Raw genomic sequence first — 22,341 nt, 5'->3', positions numbered from 1 at the left:
TTTACGGAGATTCACTAGACCAACTGGAAATCCGTTTTTGTCCAGAATCTTCATCCAGTTAATGTTTACCCGTGGCACTTTCTAGCGCGAAAGTGCCCCGTTCCATGTTTTAGCCGATTAAGCATCCCTTATTAAGAGCAGGGGTTATCGATACTTTTTCTCATGATGCTGGCTATAGACTGTATAATGGCTTGTTCAATTAATCGTATATCAGTAGTTAACAATGAGAATCTGTAAGTCACTTTTATTCGCGTTCATCCTATTTCTCGCTGGATGTGCTTCGGGGTCTTCAATTTTGGTGGGAGAAGTGAGAGAACCTATTGCACCAGAAAAAGTACGCCTCTATATCGAACCACCAAAATCATATGACACAATCGCTTTGGTAAATGCTTCAAGTGATGCCGGTTTAACAAAGCAAGATTCAATTGACTATGCAGTTGAAGAGCTGAAAAAACAGGCAGCGAAACTTGGAGCTAATGGGGTTTTATTGGGTGTAACAGGTAGTAACAACTCAGTAATGTTAGGAGGACAAGGCACAGACTATCAGTACTTGATACCAATTTCGGAACAAACTGTTAGTGGACAAGCGATTTATGTCGAAAAGCAATAAAGCAACCTACACCGTACCCCCTAGCCAGCGAATTTCGCGCTGGCTTATTTTTGCCCCATTATGTGTTGCCATCTATCAAGCTCTAGGTTTATCAACGCACAGTTTGACTTACTTTTCCTCATGCTATTGATGTGTTGGAGTAACATTGGTTGACTAAAATTTGTGTTTTACTTATCTGATTAGCCATTTTAAAAGTGGTATTATCAGGCTAATTAAACTAACAAAAAGAGTTGCTTAGATGAAACTTTGCGCCAGTCAGGTTATTGAACGGTATAGAATGTATGGCTTCGAATATAAAAAACTATACTCGAATAGTTCATATCTTACATTCACATTTAGTTCTGGCTACTTTCATAACGCAGAAATTGTGAAAATCGCCAACGATGCAGAAGATAAAAAGCAGATCGAGAAGAAGATCAAGAGTCTCAATGAACTCGGGGTATCTGCGAAGATAACAGAATATTCTACATTGAATGATATTGAAGAAGGCTTGTTTGAAGGCTTTTTCGATGTTGAGGCTTGGCGGAAGCGCATTGGCAGTGAATACAGAGAGTATGTTGAGTCAGTAATGTTGGCTTATCCTGACCAAGTAGAAGACTTGTCATATCACTACATTGATGCACCCTACACCATAGTCAATTCAAATAGTGATCCATCGTCGAAGATTATTGATGACATCATATCCCGTTTAAATGATGACTCAGCCCAACTGATGCTTATTGAAGCTCCCGCTGGTTTTGGTAAAACATGTACGTCCTACGAACTTATAAACACTCTTATTACAGATAAGTGCAACCCTATTCCTTTCTTTACGGAGTTTTCCCGTGACCGACAAGCGAGAATATTTAGCCATGTTTTTATACGTGAGGTTGATAGAGCATTTAGTCAAGTAAACTCCGATATTGTTGAGTATGAGCTTAAGAATGGTCGAATCGTAATGGTGCTGGATGGATTTGATGAGTTGTTGTCCGACACCCAACAATCTGAATCTAGCGAAGATTACGAGAATGCTGAACCAATGCTTGAAACCATAAGTGAATTGCTTCAAGGACAGTCAAAAATCGTAATTACATCCCGAAAGTCAGCTATGTTTGATGGTGCTACCTTTAGCGAGTGGGTTGAAAGGTTTAATGATCAGTTCAACTTTGTACGTTATAGAATTGATCGCCCTGATGTAGGAGATTGGTTGGGGTCAGAAAGACAGCGAAAAATCGAGGATGTTGGTTTAAATCTCAAAGAAGTGTCAAATCCTGTTTTGCTCTCATATCTGCGATTTGTGGGGGACGAGAAATTTCAGGAGCTTTGTGACTCACCAGATGACTTGGTGAGCCGATATTTCAATAGCATGTTAGAGCGTGAGCAAGAGCGTCAAAACCTACATATAACACCTGAGGAACAAAGTACTCTTCTAACCATGCTTGCAGAGGATATGTGCGAGCGAAACTATACGTCTGAGTCAAAAGACAAGCTAATCGAGTTTTTTAAATCAGGAAAGTGTGCTGGTATTCTTGAGAGCGCAAGGAAATCATATAAGGCCAGTGAACGTCCTTCTATCGATTCTCTTAGCAATACATTGTCAAACCATGCTTTTTTCGATCGAAGCAATCAAGGGGAAGGAAGAATTGAGTTTGTTAATGAGTTTGTATTTGGAAACTTCATTGCTGAGAGTGTATTAAGATGTGAAGATGAGTGGATGGCAAGCGATGAAAGATTTGTCGAGCCTGCTGTACTGTCATACTTACCAAGGCACGAAATCGAAAGAGCAAAACTTTGGTGTTCTTTAGCCCCGATGAGTGAGTTCTTATCTGCTTCCGATAGATTCAAATATGAATTGAGTATGCTCAATGAAATCGGTTCTGGAAACTACGATCAATGCTCAATAATGTCTCTGAATATTCAACAATACAAACTATTCGAGAAAAGCACAGTGACAGAGATTTCATTTAGTGACTGTATTTTTACTGATATCGAGTTCGTAGCGAAGAATATGCAAGATATTACTTTTATTAACTGTAAGTTCTATGGGTGTAGTATTGACGGTGAGCTTTCAAGCGCTGAATCATTCCTTTTCTTGAACTGTATTGATAATAATGACTTTATTAACGATATAGAGGGGTACAAACCGCAAGAAGATGTTGATGACCTAGATGAGTTAACTCGATTGATTTTAGAGCGATATTGGCGGATAGGATCTGCACAAATTGATAGATTGCATATCCCTATGGCGAGCATTTATAAGGTATGCCAGCAACATGGATATACAAAACGTCAAATCACGTTAGAAATTAAACGAATGAAAAGTCGTGAAATCCTAGAAGATGCAAATGATGGAGAATATATTGCAATTAACAGAAATAGCATTGTTACCATCAAAGAAATGCTAGGGAGAGTATAATGAAGAAAATGCTCCCATCTTTGATCGAGAAAGCTATCGTAGGAGATATAACGGATACATTGAATAGAATAGGAATAATGTACCGTATTTTCTCAAGAGCAAAAGATATACGCTCGTTAACAAAAAAAATACACTCCAAGCCTAAGTACTTGCAGGGTAGGGCTAAAATCCAAGATCTAATTGGTATCCGTATTGTTTTGTATTTCCCTGATGATATTGAATTAGTGCACAAAGCGATGAGTGCAACATATGTCGAAAGAAGGAAAGATGCGAGTATTGATGACCTTGATGACAATACATTTAAACCTGTTCGTTACAACTTAGTTTATGAGCTACCTAGTGAATCACATTATGAATTGGATTGTAAAAATTCACACTGTGTAGATGATACGTTTGAACTTCAAATCAGAACTGTTTTATCTGAAGGCTGGCATGAAGTGGAGCACGACCTAAGGTATAAATTTCAAGATGACTGGCGGCAAAGCTCTACTGAGTCTAGAAAACTGAACGGAGTGTACGCGTCATTGGAGACGAATGAATGGACAATGATTCGAATTCTCGAAGAGGTAGCATACAAGCACTATAAGCAAAAAAATTGGGAAGCTATGCTTCGACAAAAATTAAGGCTAAGGATTCAAGATTTTGAGCTAGGAGAGGACATAAATCAGTTGTTTCATTCGGATATAGAGTTGGCAAAAAAGTTCTTTCGTGTTGATAGAGAGGAGCTTATATCCGAACTGTACAATAAAGGGTTTGACTACCCTCTGACTCTAAAAAATCTGGTCTGGTTTGCCAATACAATATTTGTTCGGAACGAGACTATTTTGGGTAGTACTCCAGAGGAGTTTGTCGAAGAATATTCTTGATTTAACGGCAAGTTTTTAAATTACTTTTTCTAATCTTTCGAGGCTGTGTTAGTGCTATTGAACTAACCAGCTTTTGTCCAATAGTAAGTTACAGCAATAAATATAATCCCTGTTAAAGCCACTTGATAAAAAGCTTCTAAGAAAATAGATAGTGGAACTACTAAAATTCTGTACACCGCTAAAGATTCAAGGCTTAGCTGAGGTTGTTAAGCTTTTAAGGTGAATGTAGAAAGATTGTTTAAAAAGCCGACGTAAAGTCGGCTTTTTTGTATCTGTGATATTTCAAGTACAAATCTATTCATTAAATACGGGTATCAAAGCACTCGATTTGGTAGGGAGCGGGTCGTTTCATCGGTATGTTGTGAAGCCGCCATCATATTTGAATATCTGATCCTAAATAAACGGCATATTCTAAATGCTATATATTCATTTTCAGAGGATGAATACGCTTATTAAAGAAACATAGTGAGGTTTATTCTGGATCGTTCGGATATTTAGTTTTGCCCTGACTAATTATCCAAAAAGTGTCAGATTGCTAGTGAAATTGAATTTTGAAATTCATCACACTCATGGAAATAGCCTTGAATTACCATCAGCTCTCTTAGAACGATAAGCCCTAAATAATAACTATCAAAATACCCTACAAACCTATTATAAGGATACCTATCATCATGAGCGGTAAGATCATCAAGCTATCTCGAAATACAGACCTAGCGCCAATCCATTCACTCTCTACTCAAAGTGTTGCTTTCTCCCACTACAACAACATCTCGGCGCAACTGCCGCTTGACCCGAAAAGCGGTGAGCTGGTGGTAGGGGACATCAAGGCGCAAGCTAAGCAATGTTTTGAAAACATCAAATCTATCGTAGAGAGTATTGAGCACGTGATGGATGATGTGGTTAAAGTTAATGTATTCCTTAAGAACATTGATGATGCAGAAGCCGTAAACGAAGTGATGGCGATGTTCTTTACCGAATACTTCCCAACTAAAACGGTATCTGCCGTTGCTGAGCTACCAAACAATGATGCATTGATTCAGGTTGACGCTTTAATCTCTAATGGAGAAGGTACTCAACCTCAAGAACCATGTCCTTTGATTAAGCAGGCAAGAAACTGCGATAGCGTAACTAAGAGTACTACATCGACGCATTCGGTTGCATTTTCACACTACAACAACCTATCTGCGCAGTTGCCAATTGATCCTAATACAGGCGCTTTGGTTGAAGGTGGAATCAAGGCTCAAACCGCTCAATGTTTGCGCAACCTAAAGACTGTTCTAGAAAGCATTGATGTGCCATTTGATGACATTGTAAAAGTGGGCATTCAGGTAAGAAACCTTGCGGATATTGAGCTAGTGAATGAAGTGTACATGACTTTCTTCCCTGACTCGGCGATCGCTCGCAGTGTTGCGTATGTTCCAGCGCGTACAGTTACACAAGCGGCGGGCTTACCAATGAATGCACTGGTTCAAATAGATGCGGTGATTTCTCATGGCGACGGCACACCACCTCAAGAAGTGGAAGACAGACACGGGATTGTGATTCGCGCGAACAATACGGATTTAGCGCCTATTAGTGCGCTTTCCACGCAAACTGTTGCTTTCTCTCACTACAACCATATCTCAGCTCAGCTTCCTGTGGATGCACAAACAGGACAACTAGTTGAAGGGAATACTGGCGAGCAGGCTAAGCAGTGTCTAACACACATTAAGTCCATCGTTGAAAGCATTGGTCATGAAATGGATGATTTGGTGAAGGTCAATATTCAGCTAACTGACATGGCTGATCTGAATATGGTTGATGAGGTATACACGACGTTTTTCAATGGCAAACTCCCGGCAAGAACAGTGATTGGCGTTGAAAAGATACAATCAGGCGCATTGATTCAAATTGATGCGGTTGTTTCAAATGCTGAAGGCACGCCTCCAACAAAATAATAATGTTGCTGCCTTATATGCTGAACATCAGCATATAAGGCAAACTTTACCTTTCTCAAGAATATCCTCTCAATAAATAAGTTAGAACGAACGGGAGCAGGTCATTGCCTTTTGCTAAATTTGCAAAGTTACTCACGCACTTTGATCTTTCGCAGCTACCTCATTCAATCTCACAATACAGCTTGTATTGTTTCAAAAGAGTGGGATTTTCATACTGACTCTTTTTGCCTCATTATCGCTAACATCCTAGCGTTAAATAACATAAGATACACGGCCTTTACTTAGCACCGAGCCATTCACGTAATGACAGATAATACCCAGCAAGCGACGTTTGCCTACCTTGGCCTAATGCCAACCTTAATTGAGCGACTAGAAGCATTAGAATATAGTCAACCGACACCTATTCAATCTTATGTCATTCCTCATATATTGGATGGACGAGATTTGGTTGGTGGAGCCAATACCGGGTCTGGTAAAACGGCTGCTTTCTCGCTGCCAATTCTGCAAAAGATTCTTCAGCAAGATACCGCCAACTCTCGCCGTGGTAACTTTGCGTCTCACCTGATTTTAGTTCCAACTCGTGAATTGGCATCACAGGTGGCTTACAACATTAAGTCCTACTCTTACCATCTTAGAGATAAGATCAAAACGGTTGCGGTGTTTGGTGGTGTATCCGTGAACCCGCAAATGCTGGCGCTTCGTGGTGGGTGTGACATCATTGTCGCAACACCGGGTCGATTGCTTGATCTCGTCTCTAGTAATGCGATTAAGTTAGATAAGGTAGAAACACTTGTTCTTGATGAAGCCGATCGCATGTTAAGTCTCGGCTTTACGGAAGAACTGAATAAGATCCTTGCTTTGCTGCCAGAGAAGAAGCAGACCCTGCTATTTTCTGCCACCTTCCCTGATAAAGTGACCAACTTAGCTCAAAACTTACTTCAAGCGCCTATTGAAATTCAATTGCAAAGCGCTGAAGCCAGTACTTTGGTGCAGCGTGTGTTTAGCGTCAATAAAGGCCAAAAGACTGCCGTACTGGCGCACTTAATCAAGCAGCACCAGTGGCGACAGACTTTGATTTTTGTGAATGCCAAAAATGCCTGTAACCACCTAGCACAAAAACTGTCGAAACGTGGTATTACGGCCGAGGTTTTCCATGGTGATAAAGGGCAGGGTGCTCGTACTCGTGTTCTTGACGGTTTTAAATCTGGAGAGATTCAAGTCCTTATCGCTACCGATATTGCAGCGCGCGGTCTTGATATCGAAAAACTGCCGGTCGTTATCAACTTTGATCTTCCACGTAGCCCTGCTGACTATATGCATCGAATTGGACGAAGTGGTCGTGCTGGTGAAGTTGGTCTGGGATTATCTCTTATCGATTACGATGACTATCACCATTTTAAAGTGATAGAAAAGAAAAATAAGTTCCAGCTTGAGCGTGAGCAAGTTGAAGGTTTTGAAGTAGAAGACGACCAAAGTGAAGCTTACTTTTTACCGATGAAACCACGCGCAAAACCAGCTGGTACTGGTAAAAAGAAGAAAAAGCGTAATCAGTAATGTATGCAGGCCTTAAGTTGTCTAGTTAGAGAAAACGTCGGGAATAAGCTATCCAATTGGTGTGCTCACTTGCACCGTTTTCTATAAAACGTAATAGAGCCTAGCTTGATCCCTCAAGCTAGGCTCTATTGTCATCTAGGGTGTTGTCTTAGCGGCGTGGAGAGCGACCGCGAGGTGAGCGGTTTTTAAATGCAGATGCCGCTTTTGCCTGTGACTTCAAAATCGAGTCAACCGTTAGTGCCATTGGCTCTTTTGGTTTAAGACCATGGGGGAAAGTGCGTGCTCTCGGTGGCAAATTGTACTCTTCTGCACTTGCACGTGGCATACGCTTAAATCGATAAAGGTAAAAGTTTTCTAACTTCTCTCTCGCCCATTCAGTTTTCTTTAAATACTTCACACTACTCGCAATCGATGGCTTGGTATTAAAGCAATTAAAGCGCATTGCTGTATCGAGAATGTCCCAACCATAAAAATCCACCAACTCTTGCAACATAGTTTCTAGTTTTAGCCCATGTAGTGGGTTGTTTCGTTGCAGCTCGATTCTCTCTTCGTCAGTCATCATTTTAAGGGCCTTACTCAGTAAAGGATGGAGTGTAGCAAAGTATACAATGCGGAGATATCTATTGTTAGGCCGCAATGGGTTGAAAAGAAACTCTCAAAGAAAGTTGCTTTTAACGAAGTGATAGTATTTCTTCTGTTCTTAAGGTAAGCACTTCATATCCGGTTTCAGTTACCAAGATAGTGTGCTCAGACTGTGCTGATAGTTTTTTATCGCGGGTTACGACCGTCCAGCCATCCCTCTTTGTTTTTACTTTTGCCGTTCCTTGATTCACCATGGGTTCAATCGTAAAGATCATGCCTTCTTCGAGCGTTAACCCTGTATTTGGTAAGCCATAATGTAAAACTTGCGGTGATTCGTGCATTTCTCGACCAATACCATGACCACAATATTCCCGAACAATATTGTAACCATAAGACTCTGCAAACGACTGAATCGCATAACCAATATCGCCTAATTTCGCCCCGGGTTTGACTTGTTTGATCCCTTGCCACATTGCTTGATAGGTCACATCGACCAGTTGCTTGGCTAAGGGAGAGGCATCCGGCATTACATACATTTTGCTTGAATCGGCAATGAAACCATCTTTTTCCAACGTGATATCAACATTGACAATATCCGTTGGTTTGAGGATTTGGTCGACTTTAGGAATTCCATGACATATCACTTCATTTAGTGATGTGTTGAGGACGTATGGGTAACCGTACTGGCCTTTGCTTGCGGGACGCGCATTGAGTTGATTAACAATGAAATGCTCAACGTGATTGTTGATGTCCATCGTTGATATCCCAGGGCGAATATAGTCATCTAACATGTGAAAAACACGTGCAAGCAGTTTCCCTGAGTTCCGCATTAACACCACTTCATCTAAGGTTTTTATAGTTACCTTATTGCTCAAGATTATGTGCCTCTTTTGTGGTGATGTTGGTCGGTGAAACATCTGCGGATTTCATCAGGTCGGAAACGATTTCATGAAAGGAGAGTTGTGGATGCAGCTCTGCGAGCATACCGATTTTAATCCAAAACTCTGCTTGAGAATTAATGGATCGAGACATGACGGAGCTGGCTTTTCGCAGCTCTTCATGGAGGTCATCTGAAATTTTAACTATACCCATAAATTATAAATTGTATATGAAACGTATATAAATAATATGTATAATGTTTCAGTTGTCAAATGATGTAAAAAACATAAGAGTCCAAACCCGATGTTGTTGAGGCATTTGGTATGGATAACCGTTATTATTCGTTTCTGTTTCTTTGGTATTTCTTGCTATGAACAACTACTTTGAAAGCCCTTTCTCGGGCAAATCTCTTAAAGAACAAGTCACGAACCCTAATATTATTGTGGGCCGTTACAGTTATTACTCGGGTTATTACCATGGGCATGGTTTTGATGATTGCGCTCGTTATTTGTCTGATGAAAGGGATGACGTTGATAAACTGATCATTGGCAGCTTCTGCTCTATTGGTTCCGGTGCCGTCTTTATGATGGCAGGGAATCAAGGACATCGACATGACTGGGTAAGTACGTTTCCTTTCTTCTACCAGCAAGATGAGTTGTTTTCACAAGCTCGTGATGGTTTTCAGCCTGTTGGTGATACTGTGATTGGAAATGATGTGTGGATTGGTTCTGAAGCGATGATTATGCCCGGCGTTAAAGTGGGGGATGGGGCGATCATTGCAAGTCGTGCTGTAGTGACGAAAGACGTGGAACCCTATCAAGTTGTCGGGTCTAACCCTGCGAAGCATATCCGTTATCGCTTTTCACCGAAGCAAATTAACCAATTGCTGGAAATGAAATGGTGGCAGTGGTCAGATAAAGCGCTTAAAGACGCGATGCCTATATTAACCTCCGGCGATATTGAGGCCTTGTACCAATACTGGCAAGGGGTAAAGTGAAACAATACTCAAATTTGCGACGGTTGGATTTGTAATATAGGGCTAATTATATAAATACTGAGAAAGTTTATTTGCTCAGATATAATCTCGTATTATTGACTTTATCAATATTGCTAGGGAAGCAAATGAAAGCCAAGGACTTTGATAAATGGTCACTAACACGTCGTAGAGGGTTCCTCAGTTACATTCTCTCAAGGATCTTTATATTCAGTATGTTTGTGGCGGTTTTACGTATTGTTGCGTATTTTGCGCTCGGCAGTGAGATGCCCATGATCCGTTTTATCAACGAACATACGCGATTATTGGTTATGCTAACGCTTACGTTGCCACTACTGTGTTCTGGTTGCTGGCTTTTTCGAGAGTATGAATACAGAAAAGAGTTAATGCGACGACAAAGTGCGTAAGTCAATATAATAAAAAGCCCGCTTGCGACAGCGGGCTTTTTATTATCAGTGGCTCTTTCTCGGGCCGTTTTTCACCAAATCTTGGCCGGATTTGAATATTTCATCGGTCACCCAGCGAGCGAGCAACAGTTGATGCTTGTCATCTAATACGGCGACAAAATGACGACCATCAGCATTGTTGGTTGCCATCGCAACGCCAGCGACGCCTTCTAGTCCTAATCCACCGTTTTCTACGGCGACCAAGAAGCGCTCAAGTTCTTCCAGCGTTGCAATTACATTATTGGTATGGTTCATCTGTATTCACTTTACATCGTTCACTTTGATAGGGGGATTATTTCACGCTTAAGCGAAGTATCAAAGTGTTCACGTGAACTTACTTTGCATTCATAAACCATTCTGGAGGGATCCAAGTTCCTTCGATGTGTTTGTTCCCCCAACGAGAAATTGCTTGAAGGATGGGCAATGTGTCTTCACCTTTTGGCGTCAGCTGGTATTTATATCGCTTAGGTTTGGTTTGATACAGCTCTTTACGCAGCATGCCATTGAGTTCAAGCATTTTTAATCTGTCTGCGAGACGGTTTGTGGGGATCGCTTCAGGTGAATTAGCAAGCTCACTGTATGTGGTTTTACCACAGAGTAAGTCTCTTAGAATGATTAATGTCCATTTATCCCCGAAAATGTCTAAGCCATTTGCAATAGGGCAACCAGAGCGCAGAAAGTCATTGGTAGGCTTCACGGTAACCTCAATGTTGTACTGATAATGAATAATAATAAGCGACTAACTTGCGAAATTGAAGTGACAAGACTAAGCTTTAGTAACTTCAATTTTGTAAGTGACTAAACTCAATCCTAATGTGAGGTAAACAATGAAAGGGATCTCGGGAAGATGTTTATGCGGGGAAGTACGTTATACCTGCTCGAAACCTGTAGTGATGGCAGGGTATTGTCAGTGTAAAGACTGCCAGAAACTGAGTGGTACAGGGCACACTGCCAATATAGCGGTACCCAAAGGCAGTTTAAGTTTTGTTGGTGAACTCGCGTATCATCAAAAGCAAGCCGACAGTGGTAATACCATTACACGTGGTTTTTGCCCAAAGTGTGGCTCACATATCTACGCGTCAAACAACGGTATGTCAGAATTTGAGTTTATTAGGGCGGGCAGTCTGGATGATTTGGAGTTATTTAAACCGTCGATGGTGGTTTATGCATCCAGCGGAGCTTCATGGGATCACCTTTCACAGGAACTCCCTAAGTTTGACAAGATGCCCGAGCTTTAAACCTAGTTGTAAGTATGACCAAGGAGGTTACGATGAAAACCATGACATGTGTACAGCTTGGAGGAGCTTGCGATAAATCATTTAGCGCAGACACTTTCGAAGAAATTGTTGAGATGAGTAAGCAGCATGGTATGGAAATGTACCAACAACAAGATGCCAAGCATCTTGAAGCGATGGGTAAAATTCAGCAGCTCATGCAAGACCCACAAGCAATGCAAGCTTGGTTCCAGAGCAAGAAAAATGAATTTGAATCATTGGCAGACGATTAGAAATCAATAAAGCACTGATGGAAACCATCAGTGCTTTTGGCTAATTAGTCAGTGATATTCACTTTATGGCCCAAGTATTGAACATCGATCGACGCATAGCCTAAATTGACAGATTCAAATTGTTTGCTTAGCTCGCGAGCGTGTTGTGCATCTTTGGCTAAAAAAGCGACTGAATATATCGGTCTTTCAACGCCATTACTCATTTTTTGTGTGTTGATGTAGGCTGATGTCACTAGCCCTGCTTGGTTAAGGCTGATCACGCGCTGAAGATCAATACCTAATACACGATCAATTTCCAGTGGTTCAATCTCTTCTTTCCATGTAAAGGTCACGCCATAGTTGTTATACACGGGTGTATTATCCAGCCATTTTGCACCTAAGTTTTGGATTTTGTGGATTTTAACCAGCTCCTTTTCATACATCGGTAAACGATGAAGCTTTTCTGTTACTTCTTTCTCGCTATCACCAGTGATGACAAATTTAAGCAGTTGCGCCGGCTTACCATCGATATTGCTTTTGACCAAAAACATATCTTTGATCTCGCCTTTTTTGACGAGTTTGTGGAATTCATCTTTTTGTTCTGGAAGTACCTTTAAGACTTCTTCTGCATCTGTGGTGTTCCAAACTAATTCAACGCCAAAGTCGTCTGCTGTTGCGTACGCTGATGTTGCAGCAAGAGTACTGGCAAGCAAATATTGAAGTGCTTTGTTCATAGTGTTTCCTTTTCAGTGTCTGTTGTGGAGAGTTACCATCGAGAACGGTAGGTTCGGTGGCAGTTACGGCATGTTTTCTGGGCAGCTTCTAGCCCTTGTTGTGACAAGGTTTGGTTTTGATTTTGAGCGCCAAGATTGAGTTGCGTGAAGCCCAGAATCATCTGGTGGAGTAAATTGTGAAACTTTTCAGAGTCTTGCCATATTTCAATTTTTGCTTTGCTGTTGGAGTCACTCCCTGTTGGAAATAACCCGGATAAGGATTGGCTGTGTGCGACTAATTGTTCACTGGCGTTGGTGATCTCATCCCATTGCAGATCGTGATTATCGAGCAAGCTTTCCACTCGTTCACTTTGCTGCTCAATTGATTTGAAGGTTTGCTGACGTTGCTCTATTTGAGAGTCGAAGTTTTGCGCTTGGCTCCAAAGCGGAGCAAGCAGCAAAACGCCAAGAAAATACTTTTTCATTTAATCCTCGTTCTTATTGGTATCTTTTGTGAGCAGAGGTTAATTTACACAACAATAGTTGCGCACGCAACTATTGTTGTGTAAATTGATTGAGGTAATAAATAAAATGACCGATAGGTATTGAAATATGAAAGTGTGGGATTTGGCGACACGCCTTTATCATTGGCTTCAAGCTGTTTTATGCATTGCTTTGTTAGCCTCAGGGTTTTCTGGAAATGGGCCTCATGTCCAAATTGGTTTAGCCATATTTACGTTAGTCTTATGGCGACTGATCTGGGGAGTTACCGGAAGCCAAACCAGTCGATTCCGTGAATTTGTTCGTTCTCCAACCACTGTTATTCGCTATTTGCGTGGTAAAGAGTCATCGGGCGTTGGTCATAATCCCGCAGGGGGATGGATGGTTGTAATGATGATCACCGCGCTATTGTTGCAGTGTATTTCAGGGATGGCGATCGCGGGTTTTCTTGACAATATTCCAGTGATTAATGCACTCATCACAGACAGCATTTTTTCAGTGCTTGAATCTATGCATATGGCTTTGGCTCGCATAATCCCTGCTCTAGTCCTTATTCACGTTGGCGCGATACTTGTTTACAAGCTTCGTTCTAAACCACTTGTTCTGGCAATGTTTACTGGTGTACAGAATGAAGCGTCTGATCGCGAAACACTGTATTTCGCCTCGAACCTTAAGGCACTTTTCGTGCTAATGGCAGCTCTATTGGTTACTATACTTCTCGTAGCTATAGCATGAGAGAGTTAGATGAGAATTAATGAGTGTAACATTTGATAGGCAAACTAGTTTTGGATGGATGATTAATGTAATTGCAAACCAGGCATCAAAGAAGTTTGATTCTGAATTAAAAAAACATGGTCTTACAATCGCCCTATGGCCAACAATGATGTGCTTATGGGAAGAAGAGGGAGTAACACAGAAAGATATTGCTATCAAATCTAAAGTTGAAAGTTCAACGACAACCAGAACATTGGATAAACTGGAAAAACTAGGTTTAGTCATACGCCAAGATGACCCAAATAGCCGCCGTTCTTTCAGAATATTCTTGACGGATGAAGGCAAGCAATTGAAGGATGTGTTATTGCCAATCCCTGTCGCGGTAAATAAAGAACTCATGAGCTCATTGGAGCCTGATGAGCAAAAGCAAATGATCGCTCTATTGCAAAAAATGGTCGCGGCGATTTGATTGTCTGCTCAGATAAAGCTTAAAAAGCCATCACTGACTCGGTGATGGCTTTTTTGTTTGTGCGGCTGACTCTAACATGTGAAATGGATGGGCACACAGAAGGATAATGAACGAGATAAAACTGAGAATGAGGCCAGTTTTGTGTCAACGTTTAGCAAATTGATAAGGTGATCATCCTTAACGTGTTCGAAAAATGGAACTATAGAAACCAGCGGCAGTGAATCAAACAAAAAGGAACTCATATCAATGCTTAGTCCAATTAAAAATGTGGTTTTTGATGTTGGCAATGTGCTGGTGCGCTGGGCACCAGAAGAGATTGTGCGATTGACGTTTGGTAATGATGTTGATGTACAAGTAAAAGCTAAAGCGATTTTTGGTCATGAACTTTGGTTGGCGCTCAATCGTGGAGAATTTACCGAAGAAGACGTCAAAAAGCAGTATCAAATCGAGCTAGGGCTATCTGAAGATGAGTTAGACACGTTGTTTTTCTACGTTAAGGAAAGCTTAATCCCTATCTATGGTTCATTAGCGCTTTTAAGAACTCTCAAAAGTCAGGGGTATAAAGTCTATGCGTTGACCGACAACGTGCATGAAATTGTTACGTTTCTTAAGCAGCGTTATGAGTTTTGGCATGAGTTTGATGGTGCGATTGTTTCTGCTGAAGTGGGTTGTTTAAAACCGGGAAAAGAGATCTATCATCACTTACTTGCGCAATATGATCTAAACCCAGAACAAACGGTTTTTTTCGATGATATGTTGCCAAACGTTGAAGGGGCTCAACAAGTTGGTATTCATGCTATTCAGTTTTTAAATGCGCAGCAAGCGACACAAGCGTTGAACAAACTTGGCGTCACGGTTTAGCCCTGAGTGAACGTGACCCACATTAGCCATTGATACCAATAAACTTTTAAAAGTATAGCTTTCTGGTATGTTTAATTGAAACAGCAGTTTGTTCTTGTGGTTTAAGAGGTATTAATGGCGACCATTTCAGATGTGTCTCGCATGGCTGGCGTATCCAAAGCAACAGTATCACGCGTGATTAATGGCACAGGACAAGTCAAAGAGAGTACGCGTCTTTTAGTCGAATCGGTGATGAAGGAGCTGAATTACAAACCCAGCTCGGTAGCACAGGCTTTGGCGACTAGCAGTGGTAATAGCATTGGTCTGGTGCTGTCTGACTTTACGGGGAGTTATTTTGGGCTGTTGCTCAAACAAGCTTCCGAGAGTGCAGAACAAATGGGTAAACAGCTGCTGATTGCTGATGGACACAATCAAGCAGAAAGTGAGCTACATGCTGTGCATTCTCTCGTCGAGAAAAAATGCGATGTGGTTATTTTGTATAGCCGAATGCTTTCTGAAGAGCAGGTGATAGCGCTTAACCAATCTATTGATGTGCCTTTGGTTAACGTGGGTCGACGATTACCGCAGTCTGCGGGATTTTCTGTCAGTTTTGATCAACAGCATGCGGTGGCTATGGCTGTTGAACACTTGGTTTTATTGGGGCACCAATCCATCACTTATGTTGGTCCTGCGCCTAAAACACCTACATCAGTTTCTCGTTTAGCTGGGTTTCAATCGGCTATCCAGAGTTACGCTTTGCAAAAGGTATCAAGTAACCACGTGCCTTGTAATTTTGGCTTTATCGAAGGTTATGCTGCGGGTAAGGTTCTGCTCAATGAAGGCGAGTTACCTCCTGCCATTGTGACTGCGTCAGACGATATTGCAGTGGGCTGCATTAAAGCTTTCGCAGAGCAGGGCATTGTTGTCCCTGATGATGTGTCTATTGTCAGTATTGATAATGATCCGTGCAGTGCTTTTGTCACGCCATCTTTGACAACCGTGGATCTTCCGATCCAAGCTATAACCGAACGAGCAATGGAAGTTGCTCAGCAATTGATTCAGGGCCAACCTATTCCTCCAGTGGAAGTCATCCAAGGCAGCTTGGTTCCACGCGATTCTGCAAAATCAATTTCCCTTTAAATCTAACCTCAGTGCTTTGTATCTTTGCAGGGCACGTTTCTCTTTCTTCTTCGATCCTCATTCTTGTTCAACTAGACATAAATTTAATTCGCTTTGGATAAAAAGTAGACATATGTAACAAATTTTATATTCGTGTCAGTTATTTTATTCTCTCTGTTGTATATATGTAACCGGTTACTGAAACCGGTTACATTTTGGCTAAGGAAGCAGTCAAAGGAGAGACAGTATGAAAGTTTTTTTATGTTGTGCGGCCGGCATGTCTACCAGCATGCTAGTCAGTAAGATGGAACAAAGCGCGAAAGAGAAAGGGGTGGAGTGTGAAATCTCAGCCCACTCGATCGCTGAGTTTGAAGAGTGCTTAAAGTGGAGTGATGTTTGTTTGGTCGCCCCACAGGTACGATTCAAATACGAAGAATTTAAGCGTGCAGCCAATGAGCAAGGGAAGGGATGTGGGCTTATCGATATGATGAACTATGGCTTATTGAATGGTGAAGCAGTACTTGAGCAAGCGATAGCACTTTTTAATGCACACAGTACAACAACGGAGAGCTAAGCCATGGCGTTTTTCGATAAGGTATTAAGTTTTGTAGAAAATGTAGTTGCACCGGTGGCGGGTAAAATCTCTGCTCAGCGGCATGTTAATGCGATTAAAGATGGCTTTGTATCAACCATGCCATTTTTGATAGTGGGATCTTTACTTTTGGTGCTTGCGTTCCCGCCCTCTGAAGGTAATTTCTTTTTTGATGGTTGGCACGGTTTAATTGCAGCAATCGGTAAAGATAACATCATGGCACCTTTCCAACTGAGTATGGGGATCTTTGCACTTTACGCGACCTTTGGTATTGCTTTTAGCTTGGCAGAGTCATACAAACTTCGTGCAATGAACACTGGTATGTTGGCGATGTTCGCCTTTTTGCTCTCGGTTGCACCAATGGTGAATGTGGAAATTGGTGGGGTGTTACCCGGCGCGTTTTTAGGAGGCACAGGGGCATTCACGGCCATTTTATGCGGTTTATTAGTGCCAGAAATGCAGCGTTTGCTGATCAAATACAACATTCGTATCAAAATGCCGGATGCGGTACCGCCAAAGATTTCAGCATCATTCGATTTGCTGATCCCTATTGTGTTTATTTCCGTGATCATCATGTCGATCAATGTGTTCCTTGGTCAGTATGATTTGAAGATCCCAACAGCAATCATGCAGCTGTTCCAGCCTCTAGTTTTAGCTTCTGATAGCTACATTGCCTGTTTAATTGCGGTACTGATTGTCCAAATTCTTTGGTTTAGTGGTATTCATGGCGGATCGGTAGTCGGCGGTATTATTGGCCCAATGTTGTTAATAAACCTTGGCTTGAACCAAGATGCACTAGCCGCTGGTGAGCCGCTTCCTGCGATTTTCATTAACCCTGTTATGGACTTCTTCATTTTCGTCGGTGGTGCTGGTGGTACATGGGGTCTAGTGGTGTTAATGATGCGCTCAAAAGCCACTCAACTAAAAACCATCGGTAAGATGTCGATTGTTCCGGGTACATTTAACATCAATGAGCCTGTGATCTTCGGTACACCGATTGTCATGAACCCAATCTACTTCATTCCTTGGTTGCTTGCGCCAACCATCAATACATCAATCGTTTGGCTGGCGTTTAAGACAGGTTTTGTTGCCAAGATCATTGCTATCCCACCATGGACAATGCCAGCACCAATTGGCGCAATCATTGCGACCAACTCAGGTACAGCGGCACTTGTAGTATTGAGCAGTATCATTATCAGCGCATTGGTGTTCTACCCATTCTTGAAAATTCATGAGAGACAACTGCTGAAAGAAGAGAATGCAATGAATGAAGCCACTGCGACACCAACTGGTGCCACCGAAGCACAAGGAGAGTTGGCGCGATGAGTTTTGAAATTAAAGCACCCGAAGATATTACAGAAGAGTTCTTGATGATGCTGCTATGCCAAGTAGGAGAGGCACGTTCAGCTTGTATGGAAGCCATGTCTCTTGCTCGTCAGGACAAATTTCACAAGGCAAAAGAGTTACTTGCGGCGGCAGATGACGCACTGATTGCCGTACACAAGTCACAAACCTCTTTGATTGGTTTTGATGAGGGAGCAGGCAAAGTGCCGATGACCTTGATTTTGACCCACATACAAGATCACATCATGACAACCATGTTATGCCGTGAGATGGCTGAAGAGGTCATCGCTATTCATAAGAAACTGGAAAAGGTAATTCAACATGAAGAAGCGCATATTTGATTACACAGCGGAAGACCTTCGTCATGCATCGCGCAAGCAAATCGTAAACAGTATTCGCAATTCTGAAGGGCGAACACTGATGGTTGAAAATGTAGTCGCGATTACGCCACCACTCGATGTGGTTTCGGGAGCTGAAATTGCGGCGGCGTTTGGTGCTGATATGATCACGCTAAATTGTCTCGATGTGATGAAACCAGCAATTAAGATTTTGTCTGAGAACCCCGATGAAACTATGTCTGTTGCCGAAGTGAAAGCGGCCACAGGCCGGTTGATTGGGTGTAACCTCGAGCCTATCCCCGATGATGTAAAACACGTTGATGTCGGCCGGACTGTGACAAAGGAGACCGTTCAAAAAGCAGTAGAACTGGGATTGGATTATGTGATGCTGACCGGAAACCCGGGTAACTGTGTCACACAGGAAACGATCCTAGATGCGATTTCTTTAGTCCGTAGTGTGTCGCAAGAGCTGATCATCGTTGCCGGTAAAATGCATGCGGGGGGCGTCGGGAACGACTATAACCTCAGTATTGTTCCTGCCTTTGCTGAAGCGGGCGCTGACATCATGATGTTCCCAGCGCCCTATACCACTCCGGGGGTTGACCCAACATTAGCACGTGAAATGATGTCTGCAGTTCATAAAACGGGCATGCTTGGAATGTTGGCCATTGGCACTTCTCAAGAAGGTGCCGATGAATCCTATATTGAACAAGTCGCCATCGCGGCTAAGGCTGCTGGTGCGGACGTGGTGCATATTGGTGATGGTGGCTACAGTGGTATTGCACCACCAGAAAACATCATGAAGCTAGGCATTACCTTACGTGGTCGACGCCATCAATATAAGCGAATGGCCAATCGGCGATAGCGCTTCGTTTTCTCTAATTATCGGCGGGTAAACATTAAGCAGTTACCCGTCGTCAATAGCAGAGATTGATTTGCACTCATAGCAAGCAAACCCTTTGATACTAATTTTTTGCGTTAACGTTTGTTGGCGTGGCTTGCTACACCTTAAACAAAGGTATTTTCATCAATCGCTGTTATTCAATCCGTGTCTTTCTCGTATCTGTAGTTTAGATCGCGAGGGGTTTTCTCGTCTGTAATTTGCTATGGAATATACAATTATGAATAAGGTTAAATTTCCTCTTAAACTCTTAACCATTGCGTTGGCATCGCAGTTTGCATCAGCACCTTTGGTATTTGCTGACACCCCCCATCCTCAAGCCGATAAGCTCGATTTGTTATGGCAAGTGATTGACCATGATATCGGTGAAAATATATTTCTGGGTAGCCTAACAATCACAAATAATGGTAATGAAGCATTAGGTGATAAAAATTGGTCTCTGTATTTTAACTCTGTCCGTCCACCTGCATCGGTATTACCTGAAACTGACCCTAATGGGGAGAATGCTCGTCTGCAACTTGCACAACAAAATGTTTCTGTTCGAAATGCAGATACAGCAAAAAGTGGTGATTATTTTGTGCTTGAGCCTGTTGCTGGCTTTGAACCTATTTATCCGGGTGAGTCTCGTGAAATCATGATCACCGCGCAATATTGGCAAATGTTGAAAAACGACTCACCATCAGGTTTCCACATTTCGTTTGATGGTGCTGCACCACAAGCTGTGTCTGTCGATGTGTTTATGGACCCTGCGAATCCTAAACACACGCGTCAAAGCATTCATGATACGAAACCCGTCGAAACACCAGCTCTTCGTTTTGCGGGTAATAATTCTGCTCAGGTTACGTTGTCGGTTCAGCACCAAGTGGTCCCTCAATTGCAATCCGTTGAACCAACAAATGGCGCGTTCCTGACCTTACTAGGTTGGGTGGCTTCTATTCAAGCGCCTGAAAGCCTCAGCACAGAAGCGGCATATTTACAAAGTGCGCTTAAGGACTTAGTTCAAGGTGAGTTTCCTATTAATGCCGCCAATCCTGATCCCGGCCATTTGATCACATTGAAGGTCAATCCAAATCTGGATACGGATGGTGATGGTGCTGCTGATAGTGAAGGGTATAAGCTCGATGTTGACCCTTTTAAAGGCATTTCCATTGAAGGTAAGGACGCTGCGGGTGTGTTTTATGGCATTCAAACCTTACGTCAATTGATTCCCGAAGATGTTTATAAAGACTCTGTTGGTGCTAACAAGAAGCAACATGCGGTGATCCCAGCGTTTAGTGCTAAAGATGCTCCGCGTTTTGAGTACCGTGGCATGATGTTGGATGTGTCGCGTAACTTCCAAAGTAAGGAAACAGTACTGAAGCTGATTGACTTGCTTGCCTACTACAAAATCAACAAGTTTGAGATGAATGTGGCCAATGACGAAGGTTGGCGAATTGAAATTCCGGGCATTCCAGAACTGACTGAATTTGGCTCAAAACGAGGCTACGATGTCGAAGAGAAGCAAATGCTGCATACCTTTATGGGGGCCAGCAATGGTTTTGCAGCCGGTGATGGTATTGAAGGCAAGCCTGCGAATGCCACGGAAGCAAACAAAGGTGTACCGCCGCAATTCCAAGGGTTTGAAATTGCTCAGCAAAACTATCTGGGTGAAGGTTGGGGTTATTATACGGTTGAAGACTTTAAAGAAATATTGAAGTACGCCGCTGATCGCCATATTGATGTGATCTTGGAATATGATTTCCCTGCGCATGCACGAGCGGCAATTAAGGCTATGGAATATCGCTATAACAAATACAAAGACAGCGATCCGGTGGAGGCAAATCGTTATCGCTTGATTGATCCATTGAACGAATCCAAATTCTATACGCCTCAATTTTACACCGACAACATGGTTAACCCTGCGTTAGAAAGCACTTTTGCATTCTTAGAAAAGGTCATCAGTGAAACCAAGAAAATGTACGATGCGGTTCCTGAAGCCAAAATGACGCGATTGCATGGTGGTGGTGATGAACTTCCACACCTTGGACCTAATGAATGGTGGTCGAAATCACCTTTGGTTCAGGAAAACCCGGCAACAGCAGGTAAAACTGACCCAGAGTTATTCGATTACTTCTTTACTCGTTGGGCATCCATTATTCGTCAAAATGGATTCCAGATGGCAAGTTGGGGTGACGTATTAACCCATAATGGGACTGGTCAAGCGGACTACGGTGAGCTGTATCCACTATTCTGGAACAACGTATGGGGCTGGGGTAATGAGCATCAAGCGTATGTGTTTGCAAACAAAGGCTATAAGGTGGTGCTATCTCATGCAACCAACTTATATTTCGATTTAGCTTATGCCAAGCATCCGGAAGAAGTCGGTTATCATTGGGCCGGCTACACCGATACTAAGAAAGCCTTTGAGTATCGCCCATTTAATATTTATGCCAATGGTAAAACCGACAAGCTGGGTAACCCGGTTCCTTGGAATCCGAATTGGGTGAATTTAAGTGAAGAAGGGAAAAAGAATGTGGTCGGTCTGCAAGGTCAGCTATTTGCTGAAAACTTAAAGTCGCCAGAGATCATGGAATATCTTACTTTCCCTAAATTATTGGGTGTTGCTGAGCGTGCTTGGGTGACCAATATGCCAGTAGAAGACGCACCTGATGCAACAGGGAAAACCTCGATGGATCGAGCGTGGGATACCTTCACGAATACGTTGGGTCAGTATGCATTAGACAAGTTGGAATACGTCCAACCTGTTGATATTTACAACCAAATTCCAAGTCAACACGGTGTGAACTATCGAGTTCCTCTTCCTGGTGCGGTTGTAGAAGCAGGAGTGTTGAAAGTGAATAATCGATTCCCTGGCTTAGAAACCCAGTATTCGTTGGATGATGGTGAAACGTGGATTCCTTACTATGGACCTGTCGATGTCAGTCATGCCGAAAAGGTAAAAACTCGAACCATTACGGCCTCTGGTCGCAGTAGTCGAGTGGATTACGTCGCGCAATAAACACGTCTATCAGTAGGAATAAGCCAGCTTGGTTCCCCCTAGGCTGGCTTTTTTCATTTGGCA

General features: G+C 42.4%; 25 protein-coding genes. 18 read left to right on the top strand and 7 right to left on the bottom strand.

The annotated features are described in order from the left end of the window. The first annotated feature begins 307 nt into the window (after positions 1-307). The 5 genes from ACQEXU_RS10195 (at position 308) to ACQEXU_RS10175 (ending at position 7,362) form a co-directional block, all read left to right on the top strand. A complete protein-coding gene (locus ACQEXU_RS10195; protein WP_427010718.1) occupies positions 308-610 on the top strand; it encodes a hypothetical protein in 303 nt (100 codons plus the stop codon). 238 nt (positions 611-848) lie between these two features. After that, positions 849-3,005 (top strand): NACHT domain-containing protein, encoded by a 2,157-nt coding sequence (locus ACQEXU_RS10190; RefSeq protein WP_427010717.1) that lies wholly within the window; start codon positions 849-851, stop codon positions 3,003-3,005. Continuing rightward, on the top strand, positions 3,005-3,871 hold the full coding sequence (locus ACQEXU_RS10185) for a hypothetical protein (RefSeq protein WP_427010716.1): 867 nt from the start codon (positions 3,005-3,007) through the stop codon (positions 3,869-3,871). The genes ACQEXU_RS10190 and ACQEXU_RS10185 overlap by 1 nt, the downstream gene beginning before the upstream one ends. Positions 3,872-4,542: 671 nt before the next feature. Further along, positions 4,543-5,808, top strand: a complete 1,266-nt coding sequence (locus tag ACQEXU_RS10180) for a RidA family protein (RefSeq protein ID WP_427010715.1) — start codon at positions 4,543-4,545, stop codon at positions 5,806-5,808. A gap of 303 nt (positions 5,809-6,111) precedes the next feature. Beyond that, a complete protein-coding gene (locus ACQEXU_RS10175; RefSeq protein ID WP_427010714.1) occupies positions 6,112-7,362 on the top strand; it encodes a DEAD/DEAH box helicase in 1,251 nt (416 codons plus the stop codon). A gap of 148 nt (positions 7,363-7,510) precedes the next feature. On the opposite strand, the gene ACQEXU_RS10170 is transcribed toward ACQEXU_RS10175, so the two are convergent. The 3 genes from ACQEXU_RS10170 to ACQEXU_RS10160 form a co-directional block, all read right to left on the bottom strand. Continuing rightward, complete coding sequence (locus ACQEXU_RS10170) at positions 7,511-7,924, bottom strand: VF530 family DNA-binding protein (RefSeq protein WP_367990268.1); 414 nt, start codon at positions 7,922-7,924, stop codon at positions 7,511-7,513. 109 nt (positions 7,925-8,033) lie between these two features. Continuing rightward, complete coding sequence (gene map, locus ACQEXU_RS10165; RefSeq protein ID WP_427010713.1) at positions 8,034-8,819, bottom strand: type I methionyl aminopeptidase; 786 nt, start codon at positions 8,817-8,819, stop codon at positions 8,034-8,036. Then, complete coding sequence (locus ACQEXU_RS10160; RefSeq protein ID WP_367990267.1) at positions 8,809-9,036, bottom strand: ParD-like family protein; 228 nt, start codon at positions 9,034-9,036, stop codon at positions 8,809-8,811. Before ACQEXU_RS10160 ends, map begins: the two co-directional genes overlap by 11 nt. Before the next feature lie 157 nt (positions 9,037-9,193). Between ACQEXU_RS10160 and catB the strand changes: the two genes are divergently transcribed. Both catB and ACQEXU_RS10150 read left to right on the top strand, forming a co-directional pair. Beyond that, entirely contained in the window at positions 9,194-9,820 is a 627-nt protein-coding gene (gene catB, locus ACQEXU_RS10155) for a type B chloramphenicol O-acetyltransferase (RefSeq protein ID WP_427010712.1), read from the top strand. A 125-nt stretch (positions 9,821-9,945) separates the two neighbouring features. Next, positions 9,946-10,224 (top strand): hypothetical protein, encoded by a 279-nt coding sequence (locus ACQEXU_RS10150; protein ID WP_427010711.1) that lies wholly within the window; start codon positions 9,946-9,948, stop codon positions 10,222-10,224. Positions 10,225-10,269: 45 nt separating this feature from the next. Here ACQEXU_RS10150 and ACQEXU_RS10145 read toward each other — a convergent pair whose 3' ends face one another. Together ACQEXU_RS10145 and ACQEXU_RS10140 are read right to left on the bottom strand one after the other, a co-directional pair. Further along, positions 10,270-10,518: a hypothetical protein gene (locus tag ACQEXU_RS10145; RefSeq protein WP_427010710.1), complete on the bottom strand. Its 249-nt coding sequence runs from the start codon at positions 10,516-10,518 to the stop codon at positions 10,270-10,272. Between the two features lie 79 nt (positions 10,519-10,597). Continuing rightward, complete coding sequence (locus ACQEXU_RS10140; protein WP_367990263.1) at positions 10,598-10,960, bottom strand: winged helix-turn-helix transcriptional regulator; 363 nt, start codon at positions 10,958-10,960, stop codon at positions 10,598-10,600. A 130-nt stretch (positions 10,961-11,090) separates the two neighbouring features. On the opposite strand from ACQEXU_RS10140, the gene ACQEXU_RS10135 reads away from it, so the two are divergent. Further along, the gene (locus tag ACQEXU_RS10135) at positions 11,091-11,501 is read left to right on the top strand and encodes a GFA family protein (RefSeq protein ID WP_367990262.1); all 411 of its coding nucleotides are present in this window, start codon (positions 11,091-11,093) and stop codon (positions 11,499-11,501) included. 32 nt (positions 11,502-11,533) lie between these two features. Next, complete coding sequence (locus ACQEXU_RS10130; RefSeq protein ID WP_367990261.1) at positions 11,534-11,770, top strand: DUF1059 domain-containing protein; 237 nt, start codon at positions 11,534-11,536, stop codon at positions 11,768-11,770. Positions 11,771-11,814: 44 nt separating this feature from the next. Here the strand turns inward: ACQEXU_RS10130 and ACQEXU_RS10125 are convergent, their stop codons facing one another. Then, the gene (locus ACQEXU_RS10125) at positions 11,815-12,483 is read right to left on the bottom strand and encodes a hypothetical protein (RefSeq protein WP_427010709.1); all 669 of its coding nucleotides are present in this window, start codon (positions 12,481-12,483) and stop codon (positions 11,815-11,817) included. A 32-nt stretch (positions 12,484-12,515) separates the two neighbouring features. Then, the gene (locus ACQEXU_RS10120) at positions 12,516-12,947 is read right to left on the bottom strand and encodes a c-type cytochrome (RefSeq protein WP_427010708.1); all 432 of its coding nucleotides are present in this window, start codon (positions 12,945-12,947) and stop codon (positions 12,516-12,518) included. A 127-nt stretch (positions 12,948-13,074) separates the two neighbouring features. Between ACQEXU_RS10120 and ACQEXU_RS10115 the strand changes: the two genes are divergently transcribed. The 9 genes from ACQEXU_RS10115 (at position 13,075) to ACQEXU_RS10075 (ending at position 22,278) form a co-directional block, all read left to right on the top strand. Beyond that, positions 13,075-13,698: a cytochrome b/b6 domain-containing protein gene (locus ACQEXU_RS10115; protein WP_427010707.1), complete on the top strand. Its 624-nt coding sequence runs from the start codon at positions 13,075-13,077 to the stop codon at positions 13,696-13,698. Between the two features lie 19 nt (positions 13,699-13,717). After that, positions 13,718-14,146: a MarR family winged helix-turn-helix transcriptional regulator gene (locus ACQEXU_RS10110; protein WP_367990257.1), complete on the top strand. Its 429-nt coding sequence runs from the start codon at positions 13,718-13,720 to the stop codon at positions 14,144-14,146. 246 nt (positions 14,147-14,392) lie between these two features. After that, positions 14,393-15,007 carry an HAD family hydrolase gene (locus tag ACQEXU_RS10105; RefSeq protein ID WP_427010706.1) on the top strand — a complete coding sequence of 205 codons (615 nt, stop codon included), beginning with the start codon at positions 14,393-14,395 and terminating at the stop codon, positions 15,005-15,007. A 114-nt stretch (positions 15,008-15,121) separates the two neighbouring features. Continuing rightward, the gene (locus ACQEXU_RS10100; protein WP_427010705.1) at positions 15,122-16,126 is read left to right on the top strand and encodes a LacI family DNA-binding transcriptional regulator; all 1,005 of its coding nucleotides are present in this window, start codon (positions 15,122-15,124) and stop codon (positions 16,124-16,126) included. A 226-nt stretch (positions 16,127-16,352) separates the two neighbouring features. Next, on the top strand, positions 16,353-16,679 hold the full coding sequence (locus ACQEXU_RS10095; RefSeq protein ID WP_367990254.1) for a PTS sugar transporter subunit IIB: 327 nt from the start codon (positions 16,353-16,355) through the stop codon (positions 16,677-16,679). Positions 16,680-16,682: 3 nt separating this feature from the next. Beyond that, on the top strand, positions 16,683-18,023 hold the full coding sequence (locus ACQEXU_RS10090; RefSeq protein WP_367990253.1) for a PTS sugar transporter subunit IIC: 1,341 nt from the start codon (positions 16,683-16,685) through the stop codon (positions 18,021-18,023). Beyond that, positions 18,020-18,382, top strand: a complete 363-nt coding sequence (locus tag ACQEXU_RS10085) for a PTS lactose/cellobiose transporter subunit IIA (RefSeq protein WP_427010704.1) — start codon at positions 18,020-18,022, stop codon at positions 18,380-18,382. The genes ACQEXU_RS10090 and ACQEXU_RS10085 overlap by 4 nt, the downstream gene beginning before the upstream one ends. Next, complete coding sequence (locus tag ACQEXU_RS10080; RefSeq protein ID WP_427010703.1) at positions 18,363-19,244, top strand: dihydrodipicolinate synthase; 882 nt, start codon at positions 18,363-18,365, stop codon at positions 19,242-19,244. The genes ACQEXU_RS10085 and ACQEXU_RS10080 overlap by 20 nt, the downstream gene beginning before the upstream one ends. A 256-nt stretch (positions 19,245-19,500) precedes the next feature. After that, a complete protein-coding gene (locus tag ACQEXU_RS10075; RefSeq protein ID WP_427010702.1) occupies positions 19,501-22,278 on the top strand; it encodes a family 20 glycosylhydrolase in 2,778 nt (925 codons plus the stop codon). Positions 22,279-22,341 lie beyond the last annotated feature (63 nt).

The organism is Vibrio sp. TRT 21S02, from assembly GCF_050113675.1.
Classification (GTDB): domain Bacteria; phylum Pseudomonadota; class Gammaproteobacteria; order Enterobacterales; family Vibrionaceae; genus Vibrio.
Note: the sequence above shows the minus strand (reverse complement) of the source record. Positions and strands in the feature narration are given on the sequence as shown.